The organism is Microcystis flos-aquae FACHB-1344, assembly GCF_014698375.1.
In the GTDB taxonomy this organism is placed as follows: domain Bacteria; phylum Cyanobacteriota; class Cyanobacteriia; order Cyanobacteriales; family Microcystaceae; genus Microcystis; species Microcystis aeruginosa.
The window spans coordinates 1-17,295 of the sequence record NZ_JACJSW010000047.1 but is presented as its reverse complement, the minus strand read 5'-3'; the positions used below and the strand labels follow the sequence as shown (position 1 = coordinate 17,295).

Sequence of the window (17,295 nt, the reverse complement as noted above, 5' to 3'; positions counted from 1 at the left end):
CCTATGGTTGTGAGAATTGACCAATTGCTGGCCGCTTGAAAATCACTGATCTCGCTTTTATCTTCCTCAAAAATTACATCTTTTACCCAATGTAACTGATTTTCTATTTTCCAGTGTCCTCGAATAATTTTAGCAAATACTTGGGCGGATTCGGTTAGACTACTGATATAGTAAGCTGTTTCTTCATACGTTTTATCCCCGCGACTACCCCTTCTTTCTACTTTAATAAGTCTTCGTAGATTTTCCAACCCTTGTCTTTCATTTTTCCTCACTTTAAAAACTTCTATTTTTCTTGATATTTTTCGTCCATGACTATTATCTTGTTCAAGAAAACAACTTTCTGGCTTTGAGGAATTACTCAGGTCTTGTATTCGCTGATAAAGATTTTTCTGATTTCCTTTAACGGTGATAACATAATCATTTTTACTCTTGGCTATTAAGCTGATTGTTTTTTTCTGACAGTGTAAAGCATCCCCAGTAAAAACTTTATTTTCGAGAGTGCAATCCTGAATTATAGCTTGACCTTCGTCGATTTCAGACCCTTTTTTGTTTTCGATTCTTTTTAAGTGTAATACTAAGCCACTTTCTTGACTAAACAATGAGACAAACATGATAAAAAAATTTTTTGTTCATTGTTAGGATTTTTTCGGGTGTTTTTGAGACTTTTTCCATCTATACCTAGCCCCAATTTATGTCATCTCTTTGTCCATATTCTTCTAATGCCCATTCATTAAACATTTTTAACAAACTCTGCCAGTCAACTCCCATCATTACCCTTCTAATTGTTGAATAGGATGGGACTCTTTCGGGAATTATGTTAAATTCTTGACTGAGCCTGTGCCGATTATTTTTAGCAAACTCTCCTAGCTCTCTCTAACCTGAGTATCCTAGCATTGTTCCTAGTATTATTACTACTAATACTATCCATAAAGGGTGTCTTTTTCCTTGATCTTTCCGAAAGTCCTTGACTTGTTTCAGTTTTTCTATTAAGCTCAACATATATTTGAAAGGTTGCTGGTCACTTATCATTTTACCTGATAGTGATCGCTTTTACTTTTGATATTCTGATGGGAGAATGAAACAGCCCTAGGGGGTTGGGGGGGGGAGAGTCCGGCAAGAAAGATTTTCAGTGGAGACATTGAGAATCTAAGCCGTCTCGTCGAAGCACGGAATTTACGATAGTGATAGGTCAAGAATCCCCCGTCACAGCGTAGCTTGACGGTGGGAGTATGTCAATTGCTATAATCGAGTGTCGAATTTGAGTGGGAGACGGGAGAAAATGGCCGATTGGCAGGAAATAGAGGGGGGGATCACCGCCCCAAAAGGATTTAAATCCGCAGGGATGGCCGCGGGGCTAAAACCGTCCGGTTTGCCCGATTTAGCCCTCATTGTCTCGGAAACAGAAGCGATCGCCGCTGGAGTTTTTACCACCAGTCAAGTGCGCGCCGCTTGCGTCGATTATTGCCGTCAACGCCTACAAACTAAAGCCAGCGCCAGGGCGATTTTGTGTAATGCCGGCCAAGCAAACGCCGCCACGGGGGAAGCCGGGTGGCAAGATGCCCTCGATAGTGCCGCTGCCTTGAGCCAAGTTTTAGGGATTCCCGCCGATGCAATTTTGCTGGCTTCTACGGGAGTCATCGGGCAACGGATTCGCATGGATGCGTTAACCGCCGCTTTACCGACCTTAGCGGGTTTATTGTCGGAAAATGGTGGCGAAAGCACCGCCCGGGCGATTATGACCACGGATCTAGTCCCCAAATCGATCGCCTTGCAAACCACTATCGAGGGTCGTCCGGTCACAATTGGGGGAATTGCCAAGGGATCGGGGATGATTCACCCGAATATGGCGACGATGCTCTCCTTTATCACCTGTGATGCCGCAGTATCGACGGTTCTCTGGCAAAATATGTTAAGTCGGGCGGCCAATAAAAGTTTTAATCAGATCACGGTGGATGGGGACACCAGTACCAATGACAGTCTGATCGCCTTGGCTAACGGTCAATCGCGCACCACAGCCATCACAGAAATGGGCCGGGATGCCCAAAAGTTAGAGGCCATGTTAACGGAAGTTTGTCAATACTTGGCGAAAGCGATCGCCAGGGATGGGGAAGGGGCCACCTGTTTAATGGAAGTGCGGGTTTCGGGGACGGCCGATGATCAGTCCGCTCGTCAGATTGCTCGCACCATTGCCGGTTCTTCCTTAGTAAAATCGGCGGTTTTCGGTCGAGATCCTAACTGGGGACGAATTGCGGCGGCGGCGGGCCGGGCCGGGATAGTCTTCCATCAAGAGGATCTGCAAATTAAGTTAGGCGACTTCGTGATGATGGAAAATGGGCAACCTCTGGCGTTCGATCGAGCTAGTGCCAGTAATTACCTGAAAGCGGCAGCAAGCGGGGCTTATTTACGAGAAGATACCGTTTTAATGTCTATCTGTATCGGTAACGGTTCGGGAACGGGTACGGCCTGGGGTTGCGATCTTAGTTACGATTACGTCAAAATTAACGCCGAGTACACCACCTAAAGCGATTGATCGGTTTTGTAAACAGGCTCTCTTGTCCTTGCTGGATTGTATCCCAACAGCTTGATCAAAGGTTGACGGTAGGATCTAGTCTATCTCAATGGAGCGAGAGGACTCCCGTTAAACCGCATGGCGGTTAACGGGAGATGAATCGCAGTATCCGCTCAATAAGTAGGGGTAGTAGAGAAAAAAAGGTAAGCAAGGGACACGCAATATAATAGAATATGACACATGACGCAAAAACTAGATTCGAGCAAGAAATCAGGAGAAGAGATACTGCAAACCATCGAGCCAAAAGGGATTGCAGACGAATCAATGCGTCGGACAGTAGAAATATTACTGAACTTAATAGAGCAACTACAAGCAGAAGTCAAAGAATTACGAGCAGAAAATCAACAGTTAAAAGACGAAAACAACCGTCTCAAAGGAGAACAAGGTAAGCCAGACATCAAAGCCAACAAGAAAGGGTTTACCAACAATCAGTCATCATAGAAAGAGCGAAAAACTGCAAAAAAGCACAATTTTGAGCGTAAACTGCGTTATTTTACCGTCGATGGTCAACTGGTTCCCACTCCCCAAGAAGCTGAATTACAGCAAAGACAAGCAAAGGAACAGATTCTTTTAGAAAAGGAACAGGAACGACAGGCAAAAGAACAGGCTCTTTTAGAAAAAGAACAGGCTCTTTTAGAAAAAGAACAAGAACGACAAGCTAAGGAAAGATTAGCGGCAAAATTACGAGAATTAGGCATCAACCCCCAGACAATTTAGCCAGTTAAAATCTGCAAACAGCGATCAATAACCCCTGGAGTTACAATTATCTTGATTTGACTGGACAGACTTGAATGCAACTCACTCCCGAACAATACAAAGAAAAAATGCAGCGTCGCGTGGAAGGGCGCACCCTACTACATTCATAATTGATAATTGCTCATAGCTGTTATAATTAGATCAATGTCCCAGCCAGGGGAAAAACTATGACAACTCTCGACATTTTACCAGAAGTTACCTGTCCCCCCACCGATTTATGGAGTGATGAACCACCCTTGGAAAGTGATTTACACCTGCAACAGATCATAATTCTTCTCAGTTGTCTAGAATTGTTATGGCAAGAGAAAAACGATTACTACGCTTCCGGTAATCTGACTATCTACTATAACGAAGAACAACTGAAAAAGCGCGATTTCTGTGGTCCAGATTTTTTTGTGGTTTTAGATACAGAAAAACGTCCCCGCAAAAGTTGGGTGGTTTGGGGAGAACAGGGAAAATATCCCAATGTAATCGTCGAGATTCTTTCCGATTCTACGGCCAATATTGACCGCACTAAAAAGAAAATTCTCTACCAAAATACTTTTCGCACTCCTAATTATTTTTGGTTCGATCCTAATACCTTAGAATTGCAAGGATTTACGATACTTGAGGGACAATATCAAGCTATTTCTGCCAATGACCGGGGTTATCTATGGAGTGAACAGTTAGGATTATATTTAGGCATATTTGAGCGTAAACTGCGTTATTTTACCGCCGATGGTCAATTGGTTCCCACTCCCCAAGAAGCTGAATTACAGCAAAGACAAGCAAAAGAACAGGCTCTTTTAGAAAAGGAACAAGAACGACAGGGAAAAGAACAGGCTCTTTTAGAAAAGGAACAAGAACGACAGGGAAAAGAACAGGCTCTTTTAGAAAAAGAACAGGCTCTTTTAGAAAAAGAACAGGAACAACAGGCAAAAGAACAGGCTCTTTTAGAAAAAGAACAAGAACGACAAGCTAAGGAAAGATTAGCGGCAAAATTACGAGAATTAGGCATCAACCCCCAGACAATTTAGCCAGCTAAAATCTGCAAACAGCGATCGATAACCCCTTGAGTTACAATTATCTTGATTTGACTGGACAGACTTGAATGCAACTCACTCCCGAACAATACAAAGAAAAAATGCAGCGCCGCAAGGTCATCCAAGAGGAACGTTTAGCTGAAAAAATCGCTGAAAAAGGTTTAATTATCGTTAATACCGGCGATGGCAAGGGAAAAACCACGGCAGCCCTCGGTATGGTTTTACGTTCCCTCGGTCATGGTTACAAAGTGGCGGTGGTACAATTCATCAAAGGTGCTTGGGAACCTGCCGAACAAAAGATTTTTAGTGTTTGGGGGGAACAAATCGAGTTTTATGCTATGGGGGAAGGTTTCACCTGGGAAACCCAAGATAGAGAAAGAGATATAGAGAAAGCCGAAGAAGCATGGCAAAAAGCCCTCACTTTTCTCGAAAATCCCCAATATCAATTAATTTTACTCGATGAGATCAATATCGCCCTTAAATTCGGTTATCTGGATATTCAGGAAGTTATCGCTGGTTTAGCCCGAAAACCCGCTAATTCTCACGTTATTCTCACTGGTAGAGGAGCTTTACCCGAATTAATCGAGATAGCGGATTTAGTCACGGAAATGAAGTTAATTAAACATCCCTTTCGTCAACAGGGAGTGAAAGCGCAACCCGGCATCGAATTTTAACTAACTACTGCTTAAGCGTTGTACGGTCTCTCCCGACAATAATCGATGAGTTTCGGCGAGAAGATAGGGAATTTGATCAGCGTGGGGACTAGCGGCTAAACAGGCAGTTAAATCGAGTTTTTCCACCTCTTTTGCCTGTTGACCGGGGAACCAGTGACCCCCATTCCCCAAGAGATTGTATCTGGCCTTGGCAAAGTCAATCATATCGTAGGCGATAGCGAGATTGCGTAACCAGAGGATAGAACGAATATTGATGTGATTGGGGGTATTTTCCCAGCTAGGTAAACCCACAGACCAAGTTTTCACCCAATTATCGCCTAAACAGTTGATCATTTCCCCTTGCAATCTCTCGATAATTGGCGGTAAAATCTCCTCGGCTCGATCGAGTAAGGGTAAAGTTTTCAGGTGTTCATCAAAATCTCTGGCTTGCGCAGCACCGATACTAAGGGTATGGACGGTCGGATGACTGAGACAGAATAGATTATTAAAAACCATCGGACTGAGAGGAAAACAGAGAGCCACGAGCTTAGGGGGAGGATTGTAGAGATGGCCGCCCTTATCGGCGGGACTAATGATAAAAACCCCCATATCGTGCTGTTTTGCCGCTTTTATCGCCAGCCAGTTATTCTGAAAAATATAGTACCAGTGCAAATTGAGGTAATCGTAACAATTTGTTGCAATAGTCTTGACAATTACATCAGTTGGTGCATGGGTCGAGAAACCGATAAAACGAACTTTTCCCTGTTGCTGTAATTTTTTCGCCTCTTGCCAACAACCGCCCTCGGCCATAGTGTCATCGAGAATTTCAGCCGTGTTGATGCCATGGATGCCCAACAAATCCACATAATCTAACCGTAAAAATTGCAGGGATTGCTCAAATTTACGGCTAAATTCCCGCACATCTTGACTAGGAGAAACTTTCGTCTGCACGATAATCTTATCCCTCGGTAGTTGCGGCAAAATTTTGCCCAATTGCATCTCGGAAGTGCCGTAACCCCTAGCGGTTTCGATGTGATTAATCCCCACTTCCAGAGATTTATTAATGATTGCCTCTAAATTGCCTTGATTCTCGTCGGGAATTTGCGACATCGGCACATCCTGCCACTGAAATTGATAGCGCATTCCCCCACAGGAAAACACTGGCATTTGTAGATTAGTGCGACCGAAACGACGATACTGCATATATTCAGTTATCAGTTATCAGTTATCAGTTATTAGTGGGAAGTGGGGAAGTGAGGAGACCACTTCGTGCGCGTTGCGGGGGGAGAAGGGAGAGGGGTGATGGGGTTTTAGGGTTTTAGGGTTTTGGGGTATTAGTTGAAACTTCCCTATTTCCCCATTCTCCCATTCCCTATCCCCTGTTCCCCGTTCCCTAAATTTAATCGGATAAAGTGAGAATTTCGACACCGGTTTCGGTGACGGCGATGGTGTGTTCAAATTGGGCCGAAAGTTTACCATCTTTAGTAATAGCAGTCCAACCGTCTTTTAAGACAATATGTTGCCAGGTTCCCTCATTAATCATTGGTTCAATGGTGAATACCATGCCGGGGCGAATTTTTTTGCCCTTGCCACGAGTGCCGTAGTGGGGAACCTGCGGACCGGTGTGAAAAACATTACTGATACCATGACCGACAAAATCTCTAACCACCGAAAATCCTTGTCCTTCGGCATATTCTTGGATAGCCGCGCCGATATCGCCGATTTTACCCCCCGGCTGCACTGCATCTATGCCTCTTTGCAGACATTCTCTGGTAACTTCCACTAACTTTTTGGCCAGGGGGGAGGGAGTACCGACAAAGAAAGTCTGCGAGGTATCGCCGTGATAACCTTCTAAAATCGGGGTGACATCGATGTTAATAATATCGCCGTCTTTGAGGATTTGATCGGCGCTGGGGATGCCGTGACAGATAACCTCGTTAATGCTAGTACAGATGGACTTAGGAAAGCCATGGTATCCTAGGGGCGCACTTTTGGCTCCATGGGCGCGAGTCCAACGTTCTGCCTCGTCATTGATTTCTAGGGTACTTACCCCCGGTTTAACCATATCGGCCAGATGGTCTAACAGTTTAGCCGCTAATCGTCCGGCTCGGCGCATTTTTTCAATTTCCCGGGGAGAGAGTAAGGTGATGGTATCGTTGCCCATGAATTATCCGACTGTTGAGAAAGATTCTTGTTACATTTCTTATCCTAGCAAAATCGGGCAGCGTTATGGTTTAGGGGGGAGACTTTTCAGTTATCAGTAAACAGTAAACAGTAATCAGTGAACTGAAAACTCACATATGATCACTGATAACTGATCACGGATAGCTGTCTCCTATCTCCTGACAAGACAAATTAACCGAATCTACCGGCTACATAATCGCGAGTTTGTTGATTAACTGCATCGGTGAAAATTTTCTGGGTGGCATCACATTCCACCAAATGACCGACGCGGCTTTCATCGGTATTAAAAAAGGCCGTGCGATCGGATACCCTAGAGGCCTGTTGCATATTATGGGTGACAATGACGATCGTGTATTGTTGCTTCAATTCATGGATTAATTCCTCGACTTTGAGGGTAGAAAGGGGGTCTAAAGCGGAACAAGGTTCATCCATTAATAATACTTTTGGTTTTACCGCCAAAGCGCGAGCAATACACAATCTTTGTTGTTGTCCTCCCGATAATCCTAAAGCGGATTTATTCAACAGATCTTTAACTTCATTCCAAAGAGCAGCTCCTTTTAAAGCTGATTCCACAATCCCATCTAATTCACTGCGACTAGCGGAACGATAAATTCTAATACCGTAGGCAATATTATCGTAAATACTAGCGGGAAAAGGGTTAGGACGCTGAAACACCATACCCACCTGTCGCCGTAAGGTATGAAGGTTAACTTTGGGGGCGTAGATATCCTGGCCAAAAAACCTAACTTTGCCCTTAACTGTCACTTGCCCCTCTAATTCCCCGATGCGATTGAGGGCTTTTAAGAGAGTAGATTTACCACAACCAGAGGGGCCGATCATGGCGGTTACTTGCCTTTGCGGGATTTCTAAAGAAACCCCTTCCAGGGCTTTTTTACTACCGTAGAAAAAGCTAAGATTTTCGACTTCGATCGCCGAATTAGCTAGAGAAGTAGGAGTGTTCATGAGAGAGGAATCGATCATCAGAAAAATGCTTAATTTGAGCGTTTACGAGTAACAAAACGGGAGAGAAGGCTAGTAATTAAAACTAAGATAATTAGGACTAAAGAAGCTGTCCAAGCCAAGGAATTTTGTTCAGGAAAGGGGGAACTAGCGTAGTTATAAATCAACACCGTTAAAGCCGGTGTGGGCGACCAAAGACTTTCTTGCCAAAATTGACTAAATAAAGCCGTAAACATTAAGGGAGCGGTTTCTCCAGCGGCCCGGGCCACCGCTAATAATATCCCGGTCATAATCGGTGCGATCGCTGCTGGTAGGACAATGCGAAATACCGTATCGAAACGGGAACCCCCCAAAGCGGAGGAACCGAGACGGTAGGACATAGGTATTAGTTTTAGGGACTCTTCCGTGGTTAAAGCGACGATGGGCAACATGATCACCCCCAAAGCAAAGGCCCCCGCCACGGCGGAAAATTGTTTGGTAGTTAAGACCAAAACCCCGAAGGAAAACACCCCGACGATGACGGAAGGGGTACTACTCAACACCACGATCGCAAAGCGCAGAATGCCGCCAATTTTCGAACCCCGAGCGAATTCCGAGAGGAAAACCCCGGTGAGAATCCCCAGAGGTATGCTGCCCAGGGATGCTAAACCGACCATGGTTAAAGTCCCGACGATCGCATTGGCAAAACCGTTGGGAACACTGGGATCAGAGCCAACTGGGGCGGGTAAAGAGGTGAAAACTTGCCAATTGAATCCGGGTAAACCTTCTTTGACAATTTGAAAGAGGATGGCGAATAAAGGCAGAATAGCGATGGCACTAAGAGCGATCGCTAAACCCGTGAGACCGTTGGTAAAAAAATGTCGCCAGGGTGACAGGGGTTGCTGTAAATCTTCTTCGGGAAAAGCTCCTTGAGTCATAAAATTAACGATTGCGGTTGATAAATTGTACTAATAAAGCCGCTACACTATTGACGGCTAAGGTAATAAAAAATAGAATCAAAGCTAGATACATCAAGGCTCCGATATGGACTTTTTCAAAAGCTTCTGGGAAGGTATTAGCTAGTACAGCGGGAATAGTGTAACCGGGGGCCAAGAGGGAGGGAGTAATAATCGAGGAGTTACCGATTACCATGGCCACCGCCATGGTTTCCCCTAAAGCACGCCCTAAACCGAGGATAATCGCCCCGATAATGCCAGAACTGGCCGCCGGCAACAGCACGCGCCAGATGGTTTCCCAACGAGTGGCACCTAGGGCCATGGAGGCGCTGCGTAATTCGGGGGGGACGGTAAGCAAGACATCGCGACTGATAGCGGAAATGGTCGGCACAATCATGATGGCCAGGATCACACCGGCGATCAGCATACTTGGTCCCAAAGGTTGGGTATTAAACAAGGGGAACCAAGCAAGATTTTGAAATAACCATTCTTGCAAGGGTTTAAGCACGGGAATTAGCACGAAAATCCCCCATAAACCAATAATTACACTGGGAATCGAGGCAATTAATTCCACTAGAAAACCGATGGGATAACGGACACTTGCCGGCAAATAATTCTCGCTAGTGCTTAAAGCAACGGCGACACTGAGGGGAATGGCTAATAAAAGAGCCAGAATCGAGGAAACAACAGAACCGAAAATAAAGGGTAAACCACCAAATTTGAGGACGTTAACATCCCAAGTGGTTCCCCAGAGAAATCCCAGACCGAATTCATTGATCGCCGGTCGCGCATCCTGAAAAACAATCCAGGCCATCCAGAGCAGAAAAATTAAACCGGAGGCGGCACAAATCCAGACTAGGATTGTAAAAATGCGATCAAATAAACCGGCAGTGCCGGGGTTTTCGTTAAGATTGGCTGCCGAGAGATCAAAAGACTCGACGGGTTCAGAAAAATTGGCCATAAGGTAGACAGCAATTACCAGTTATCAGTTGTTGAAAACGCAACTGTAGGGGCTGAACAATGTTCAGCCCAGAGAAAAGAAATACTTGCAGTTATTAGTTATGGACTGAACCGGTAACTTTTTCCATCTTACTGGAAAGTGGTGACAATCAATCCCAAACTAATACAAAAGTATTTAGGGTTTGCGGCAAAAAGTACGGGCGAAGCATTCGGTTAGAAAATCTCCGGTTTCACCGATAGGTTATTGCCCGAATGCTTCGCCCCTACAGGACGCGGGCCGATGAAGACGCAAGGTTTTGAACGGCGATTCTCTCAAAATTTGCACCTGTTTCGCTCGTAAAGCCACAAAACCCTTACCTTGCCTACATTTCACATTTATTCAGCAAACCCTATTTATTTAATTTTGTTAACTTCGGCTAAAACTTTTTCAGTCACCGATTGAGGAATCCGGGTAAATTCCAATTGATTGTTGATTCCTTGACCAGTGGTCAGAATCCAAGTCAACAGTCTTTTAATTTCCGCCGCTTTTTTGTTATCAGCATAGTCTCTCGGTACTAATAACCAAGTAATCCCGACGATCGGATAGCCATTGCTCGGATCATCTACATTAGCGGTAAAATCAGCGTTAAATTTCACCCCTTCCATCGCCTTGTTAGCTTGAGCGAGACTGGGTTCGACAAATTGACCGGCTTTATTTTGAATTCTGGCGGTTCTCATGGTTGCCCCTTCGTTTTTGCGGGCAAAGGTATCTTGAACGTAACCGATCGAGCCTTCTGTTTGTTTAACCAGGGCCGCCACACCATCATTTTTCGGTCCTTTGAGAACGGTAAAACCCCAGTTAGGTTCTTTGCTGGTTCCCACTTTACTTTTGAAAGAAGGACTAATAGCGCTCAGGTGAGAGGTGAAAATCTCGGTAGTACCGCTACCATCAGCCCTAACCACTACTTTAATCGGTCGGTCGGGCAGTTTCGGATCTACTTGTTTCCAGTTGGTGATCTCACCACTGAAGATTTTACCCAGGTTAGCCCGGGAAATTTGCAGGTTATTTACCCCCGGCAGATTATAAACCACGGCGACGGCTCCTCCAGCGGTGGGAACTAGCAGTAAACCGTTTTTCATCTGGCTTTTTTCCGAGGAGGAAGGAGCCACATCGGAAGCCCCAAAATCGACGGTTCCGGCGATAAATTGCCGAATACCAGCACCGCTACCGACGGAATTATAGTTAACGGTGACACCGGTGGCGTTTTTATAGTCGGCAAAATAACGCTGGTATAGGGGCGCAGGAAATGATGCTCCTGCACCGTTCAGGGTTTGGGCGAAGGCTTCTCCCATCGTCCCTGCTAAGGCCGCTGCCGTGGCGAAGGAGACAGCACACACACGAGTTAGGGTAGCAGTTGAGAATATCATAAGTTTTCTGGTTGAAGAATTCTGCACAATTGCGAAAGTTGAACTTTCTTCAAAATATATTTTAAGGCACAAATATTACTTTTAAATCTAGAAATATTTTAGTTTTTTTTGGTTAAGAATTGGTTAAGCTTGCTTTAATCACTCTTAACCTTAAACCTTGATTAGAAAAGTAGTTAGTTAGTAATTTTATCGGCAAGATTTTCTAGGGAAAATAGACGAGGTTTAAGCCGATGCCAAGAAAAACTACTTGATCCCATTATTACAGATGAGATCGGGATAAGCGCATCTCAAATACTATGAAAAATTGGTATTTTGCTAGTTAATTTTACTACCTAAGCAAAATTGATTATAGTTCTGATCTGTTAGCCGTAAGCCTTGAATCAGTTTCATTGATCAGTTACCAGTTATCAGATGTGAGTTTTCAATTCACTGATCACTGTTTACTGATAACTGAAAGGTCTCCTGTCTCAACTAGGAAATTAATTGTCCACGACTACTTATATAGCAATTCCCATAGTTGTGAGGTACAGAGTCTTAGGTTTTGACAAGTCAGGAGTGAGGAGTTAAGATTTTGGTGTACCTCATGAGATTGGGAAACGCTATAAGTTCTCAAAAATTGCGCCCCTAGTTATCGTTTAAGATCGAAGTATCAACCTTGGCCAAATTTGAGAGATAAAGGTAATGGCTCGATCGCACCCCGTTCCTAACTTGCCGGTAGCCCCGGAAAAACGGCAATTCAACCCGCGGTTGCTGTTGCCCCTAGCTGTTGTGATTGCCGCCGGTTATCTCGGTTGGCGACATTTTGCCCCTGTCCCCCCAGCTACGGTACTCAATGTCAGTGGCAGGATTGAAGCAGACGAAACTGATATCGGGGCAAAAACTGGCGGACGAGTAGATCAAATTTTAGTCCGGGAGGGCGATCGAGTCAAAGCAGGACAAGTGATCGCAGTAATCGTCGATGAGGAAGTTAATCAACAACTGCAAGCAGCGATCGCGTCTGTTCACGCCGCCCGACAAGCGGAAGCACAAGCATTGTTAGATATTAGCGTGGCCGAAAGTCGCATTCAAGAAGCGGCAGCGAACTTAGTGCAAGCAAAAGAAGACTCCTCCGGACGAGTTAGCCAAGCGAGCGCCAACGTTGCTGCCGGTCAAGCGGCAGTAGAACAGGCCAAAGCGGAGGTAAAACAGGCAGAAGCGGCAATAATCAGGGCAGAAGCCCAATTAAAACTGGCTTTAGCCGATCGAGAACGTTACGATCAACTATTTAGGCAAGGAGTAGTTAGCCAGCAACAATTCGATCGCACCCGTACCGATGCCGACGCGGCCAAAGCAGACTTAGACACCGCTAAAGCGACTCTCGTGGCACGACAAGCCGCCGTTAACACTGCCAGGCAGCAACTGCGAGCAGCCCAGGGAAATTTAGCCCAAACCCGTTCCACAGCCCTTAATTCCGTCATTCGCAGTAATCAGTTAAGTGCTTACCAACAACAAAAAGAACAAGCTAAGGCCCGATTAGCCATGGCCTGGGCAAATTTACAAGCGGCGATCGCTAATCAACAACAATTACAAAAACGTCTCGACTCCATGCAGGTAAAAAGCCCGATTAATGGCATCGTTCAGGATCGTCCCTTGCAACCGGGGGCCGTAGTTACCAGTGGGAAAACCCTGCTCACCGTCATCGATCCCCAATCGATCTATCTGCGCGCCTATATACCAGAAGGGGACATCGGCAAAATTTATGTGGGCAAACCAGCACAGGTATTTCTCGACTCCGATCCCGATCGCCCCTTAGCTGCTAAAGTTAGTGCGATCGATCTAAAAGCTGCCTTTACTCCCGAAAATATTTACTTCCAAAAAGATCGCGTCCGGCAAGTGTTTGGTGTCAGATTAGCGATCGATCAGTCGGAAACCTACGCTAAACCCGGGATGCCCGCCGATGCTAAAATTGACTTGAAAATTGGGATATAATTCAACTAATTACAAATCGTTATTTTGAGGGGCTTTGCCATCGGGAGTGCAGATGACTTACCTATCCCAAAAACCTCTGATATTCGAGGATTTTTTGCAAAAATATGGCAATGAATTTCGCTATGAATTAGCCGATGGAGAATTAATCGATATGGAACCGACCGGGCCGCATGAAACGGTTAGCGGTAAAATAGCGACCCACATCGGTATGGCTTTAATTAAAGCGCGAAAACCTTGGTTAATTCCCCGAACCTGTCTGATCCGCCCTTTTACCGACGCGGCCACGGCTCGTCGTCCCGATGTTGTCGTTCTCGATGAGACCGTTCTCGCCCTAGAACCCCTGTGGGACAAAGAACCTGTAATTACCCTACCCCGATCGATTCAATTAGTTGTCGAGGTGGTCAGTAGCAATTGGGAGACCGATTACGCTCGTAAGGTGGAAGAATACGCGCTTTTTGGAATTCCTGAATATTGGATCGTCGATTATCGCGGATTAGGAGGAATTGCCTTTATCGGCAAACCCAAACAACCCACTTTTACCGTCTGCCAACTACTTGATGAAGTTTATCGGCAACAACAATACCGTTTGGGAGAACTGATTTCCTCTCCTATTTTTCCCGATCTTCAACTCTCTCTCAACGATGTTATGCCTCGTTGATGTAAACGGGTCTGGCTTTACTAATAACCTCAACTGTTTCAGAAATATGGTTCTTCGTTACTTGGTATGATTCGATCAGAGGGCATAAATTGACTAAATCCTTATCTGGCAACAGACTTAATTGATTAGTTCGCTCTAGATAAAAACAATTGACAAAACAAAAATCGCTAAATATCTTTCTCTATAAGAGTTCTATCTCTTATAACTCTCCCCCATTGCATACCACAAACCGAAGAACCTGTTACATTTGATAAATTGAGGAGTTGATTAAAATTTATCCAGATAACCCACCTCCTGTTCTGTATTATTATTATACCATCCTCACACACAACCTAGAAGAGTCTTCAATTTCTCAAGTCCTTACCTAGCTTACTCTTGAGTGGCTTTATTCTAAACTCCAGTCTCTATCCGAATAAGGAAGGCATTGATTAGGGAAAGAGGTCATTCCGAGAGATTTATAGAATTATCTTGATTCTATTTTTCTTGGGATTTGCCTGATGATAACCATCGTTAACGACTTTCTCAATTTGTCTAACTTCCAACAAGCTTGGTTGAAAGTCAAAGAAAATAACGGTTGTGCGGGAGTTGACGCTGAAACCATTGATGATTTTGCTCAAAATCAAGATTTTAATCTTGTTCAATTAAGAGAAGCAGTCGCTAATAGCACTTATTGCCCTCACCCTTACAAACAAGTCAAAATTCCTAAAGAAGGAGGTAAATGGCGAGAATTAAGAATTCCAACCGTTAGAGAACGAATTGTTCAACAAGCTCTTTTAAATGTGCTTGCTCCTCTGGTTGAACCTCATTTTTCTCCTTGTAGTTTTGCTTATCGTCCTAATCTATCTTATATTCAGGCGGTAGAAAAAGTCGCTGATTGGCGTGATCTCGGATATCGATGGGTGTTAGATGCAGATATCGTTCAGTATTTCGATAATATCGATCATCAGATATTGCTTGTCCAATTACGTCAATATATCGATCACCCTGGTATTTTATGTCTGATCAAAGCTTGGATTTCTTCAGGCATATTAAGCGAGCAAGGATTGAATTTACCAAAGAAAGGAATACCTCAAGGCTCGGTTATTTCTCCTTTGCTTGCTAATATTTATTTAGATAAATTTGATCACACTATTGCTAATTCGGATATTAAATTAGTACGCTATGCAGATGATTTTTTAATTTTAGCTCGTACTCAAGAAAGAATTAGACAAGCTTACTCGGAAGTTGTTGATCTACTTGATTCTCTTAAGCTCAATATTAATCGTGATAAAACCCAAATTACTGACTTTGAACACGGGTTTTGTTTTTTAGGTCATGGCTTTTTAGAAAATGCTATCTTTCCTGTAGATAAACCCAAGAAAAAACAAGGAGATCGGAAAACACAGAGAGTCGGCGAATATTTATCAACTGGAAAAAAAAAAGTTCAGACGCAGAAGAGTTACAACCAGAAAAAGAAGAAATATCTCAGCAATTAATCATGTCTTCTGTGGAAATTAAAACCCTCACTAATACTTCCAATCCAAAGCAACAACAAATACAAGTTGCGCCACGTCCTCAAAAAAATGTTTGGAATCAGACAATGGCTACATTATATTTACTAGAACAGGGAACAAGCTTGTTGAAAGAACAGTTTCGGTTTCTTATTCATGTACCAGACAAGGATAAAATAGAAGTCCCCATTCGAGATGTGGAAAGAATTCTTCTGTTTGGCAATATTAATTTATCTACTCCAGCGATCGCTACCTGTTTAGAATCACGAATTACTGTCTTGTTCCTCAGTCTTTCTGGGCGATATAAAGGACACCTTTGGAGTAAAGAAGCATCTAATTTGAATGTGGAATTACTACAGTTTCAACACCAGAATGATCACCAATTTCAATTGAATACATCCAAAGCTATTGTTCGAGGCAAGTTAATCAATTCTAAACAATTATTACTAAGATTAAATCGTCAGCGCAATATTTTAGATATTGAACAAGCAATTTCAGGGATTAATACCGATCTTGAAGCTTTAAAGTTGGTAGATAATATTGACAGTTTACGAGGTTACGAAGGGATTAGTGCTGCTCGCTATTTTTCCGCTTTGGGACAATTAATAATCAACCCAGACTTTAATTTTTCTCAACGTCATCGTCAACCTCCAACTGATCCAGTCAATGCTCTTTTAAGCTTTGGCTACACTCTTTTATTTAACAATGTTCTCAGTTTAATTATTGCTGAAGGTCTTTCTCCTTATTTGGGTAACTTTCATTATGGTGAAAAGAAAAAACCTTATTTAGCTTTCGATTTAATGGAAGAATTTCGGTCGCCCATTGTTGATAGTTTAATGTTAACTTTATTTAACCAATCTATCCTAAAATCTAAAGATTTTGAATCTTTAACTGAAAAGCCAGGAATCTATTTAACTGAACAGGGGAGACGACTATTCTTGAATCAATTTGAGAAGCGAATGACTGAAAAAGTTACCCACTCTCAAATTTCATCTCAGATTTCTTACCGAGAAGCCATTCAATTACAAATTCGGCTGTATAAACGTAGCTTGCTGTCATCTATAGCCTATGAACCTTTCTTTCGAGCCTCCTAATGTTAGTATTAATTGTTTACGATATTCCTGACAATAAAAGACGCACTAAATTATCTAACTTTCTGGAAGGATACGGTAAAAGAGTACAGTTTTCTGTGTTTGAGTGCTTTTTATCTTTAGCGGAAATGCGAGAACTTTATGAAAAAGTCAAAAAAAAAGTTAAACCAGAAGAAGATAATGTTAGATTTTATTGGCTCTCAAAAGATGCTACCTCAAAAACTTTAACTATCGGTAGCAAACACCCTGAACCCCCTCCACAATATTATGTAATCTAGAAAAAACAAAATCTTATCTCTCACCTTTATTAGTAAAAAAATCTCCTTAGAAAATTAAAGTAGGAGATTTTTTATTCACTAATCGTTAGCTTCACATTAATTAAACTTGCTAAGAAGTTAAAAGCTTTGAGTCTGGCTGTTGGTTCTATTTAGCGTCAATATTGGGTTTCCATTAATTAAACTTGCTAAGAAGTTAAAAGCAGTAGGGGCAATTCATGAATTGCCCCTACTTTTTCAGCAGACCCTAATTACTGGACTTCCCCCATACAGAAATACTAAAAAATCAACAAAACCCTTACTGCAGGTCGCTTCTCAGAAAAAATTGAAAAGACGCTACTGGGTACATTTTCCCCTTGAAAATGGC

At 43.3% G+C, this 17,295-nt stretch carries 15 protein-coding genes and 2 pseudogenes; 10 read left to right on the top strand and 7 right to left on the bottom strand.

Translation table 11 applies throughout. The annotated features are described in order from the left end of the window. Positions 1-999, bottom strand: a pseudogene (locus H6G48_RS03590) (ISAs1 family transposase); the annotation flags it as partial. A gap of 280 nt (positions 1,000-1,279) precedes the next feature. Between H6G48_RS03590 and argJ the strand changes: the two are divergent. The 5 genes and pseudogenes from argJ to cobO all read left to right on the top strand — a co-directional run bounded on the left by argJ (position 1,280) and on the right by cobO (position 5,021). Next, positions 1,280-2,521: a bifunctional ornithine acetyltransferase/N-acetylglutamate synthase gene (gene argJ, locus H6G48_RS03585; RefSeq protein ID WP_190719121.1), complete on the top strand. Its 1,242-nt coding sequence runs from the start codon at positions 1,280-1,282 to the stop codon at positions 2,519-2,521. A gap of 228 nt (positions 2,522-2,749) precedes the next feature. Beyond that, on the top strand, positions 2,750-3,010 hold the full coding sequence (locus tag H6G48_RS03580) for a hypothetical protein (RefSeq protein WP_242034516.1): 261 nt from the start codon (positions 2,750-2,752) through the stop codon (positions 3,008-3,010). A 30-nt stretch (positions 3,011-3,040) separates the two neighbouring features. Continuing rightward, positions 3,041-3,286: pseudogene (locus H6G48_RS25995) on the top strand (Uma2 family endonuclease); the annotation flags it as partial. A gap of 206 nt (positions 3,287-3,492) precedes the next feature. Continuing rightward, the gene (locus tag H6G48_RS03575) at positions 3,493-4,341 is read left to right on the top strand and encodes a Uma2 family endonuclease (protein ID WP_190719118.1); all 849 of its coding nucleotides are present in this window, start codon (positions 3,493-3,495) and stop codon (positions 4,339-4,341) included. A 74-nt stretch (positions 4,342-4,415) separates the two neighbouring features. Beyond that, positions 4,416-5,021, top strand: a complete 606-nt coding sequence (gene cobO / locus H6G48_RS03570; RefSeq protein WP_002760003.1) for a cob(I)yrinic acid a,c-diamide adenosyltransferase — start codon at positions 4,416-4,418, stop codon at positions 5,019-5,021. On the opposite strand, the gene H6G48_RS03565 is transcribed toward cobO, so the two are convergent. The 6 genes from H6G48_RS03565 to pstS form a co-directional block, all read right to left on the bottom strand. Next, positions 5,022-6,203: an aldo/keto reductase gene (locus H6G48_RS03565; RefSeq protein ID WP_190719115.1), complete on the bottom strand. Its 1,182-nt coding sequence runs from the start codon at positions 6,201-6,203 to the stop codon at positions 5,022-5,024. It abuts the gene before it with no gap. 196 nt (positions 6,204-6,399) lie between these two features. After that, the gene (gene map, locus H6G48_RS03560) at positions 6,400-7,164 is read right to left on the bottom strand and encodes a type I methionyl aminopeptidase (protein WP_002760006.1); all 765 of its coding nucleotides are present in this window, start codon (positions 7,162-7,164) and stop codon (positions 6,400-6,402) included. A gap of 191 nt (positions 7,165-7,355) precedes the next feature. Beyond that, positions 7,356-8,165: a phosphate ABC transporter ATP-binding protein PstB gene (gene pstB / locus H6G48_RS03555; RefSeq protein ID WP_190719112.1), complete on the bottom strand. Its 810-nt coding sequence runs from the start codon at positions 8,163-8,165 to the stop codon at positions 7,356-7,358. 11 nt (positions 8,166-8,176) lie between these two features. Continuing rightward, positions 8,177-9,061, bottom strand: a complete 885-nt coding sequence (gene pstA, locus H6G48_RS03550; protein WP_190719110.1) for a phosphate ABC transporter permease PstA — start codon at positions 9,059-9,061, stop codon at positions 8,177-8,179. Between the two features lie 4 nt (positions 9,062-9,065). Then, positions 9,066-10,040, bottom strand: a complete 975-nt coding sequence (gene pstC, locus H6G48_RS03545; protein WP_190719107.1) for a phosphate ABC transporter permease subunit PstC — start codon at positions 10,038-10,040, stop codon at positions 9,066-9,068. A 392-nt stretch (positions 10,041-10,432) separates the two neighbouring features. Then, positions 10,433-11,446: a phosphate ABC transporter substrate-binding protein PstS gene (gene pstS / locus H6G48_RS03540; RefSeq protein ID WP_190719104.1), complete on the bottom strand. Its 1,014-nt coding sequence runs from the start codon at positions 11,444-11,446 to the stop codon at positions 10,433-10,435. Between the two features lie 681 nt (positions 11,447-12,127). Between pstS and H6G48_RS03535 the strand changes: the two genes are divergently transcribed. The 5 genes from H6G48_RS03535 (at position 12,128) to cas2 (ending at position 16,931) form a co-directional block, all read left to right on the top strand. Continuing rightward, the gene (locus H6G48_RS03535) at positions 12,128-13,414 is read left to right on the top strand and encodes an HlyD family secretion protein (RefSeq protein WP_190719101.1); all 1,287 of its coding nucleotides are present in this window, start codon (positions 12,128-12,130) and stop codon (positions 13,412-13,414) included. A 52-nt stretch (positions 13,415-13,466) separates the two neighbouring features. Then, entirely contained in the window at positions 13,467-14,072 is a 606-nt protein-coding gene (locus H6G48_RS03530) for a Uma2 family endonuclease (RefSeq protein WP_190719097.1), read from the top strand. A gap of 497 nt (positions 14,073-14,569) precedes the next feature. Then, on the top strand, positions 14,570-15,547 hold the full coding sequence (gene ltrA, locus H6G48_RS03525; RefSeq protein WP_103672759.1) for a group II intron reverse transcriptase/maturase: 978 nt from the start codon (positions 14,570-14,572) through the stop codon (positions 15,545-15,547). A gap of 104 nt (positions 15,548-15,651) precedes the next feature. After that, complete coding sequence (gene cas1 / locus H6G48_RS03520; RefSeq protein ID WP_159249874.1) at positions 15,652-16,656, top strand: CRISPR-associated endonuclease Cas1; 1,005 nt, start codon at positions 15,652-15,654, stop codon at positions 16,654-16,656. Then, positions 16,656-16,931, top strand: a complete 276-nt coding sequence (cas2, locus tag H6G48_RS03515; protein WP_002757558.1) for a CRISPR-associated endonuclease Cas2 — start codon at positions 16,656-16,658, stop codon at positions 16,929-16,931. Before cas1 ends, cas2 begins: the two co-directional genes overlap by 1 nt. Positions 16,932-17,295 lie beyond the last annotated feature (364 nt).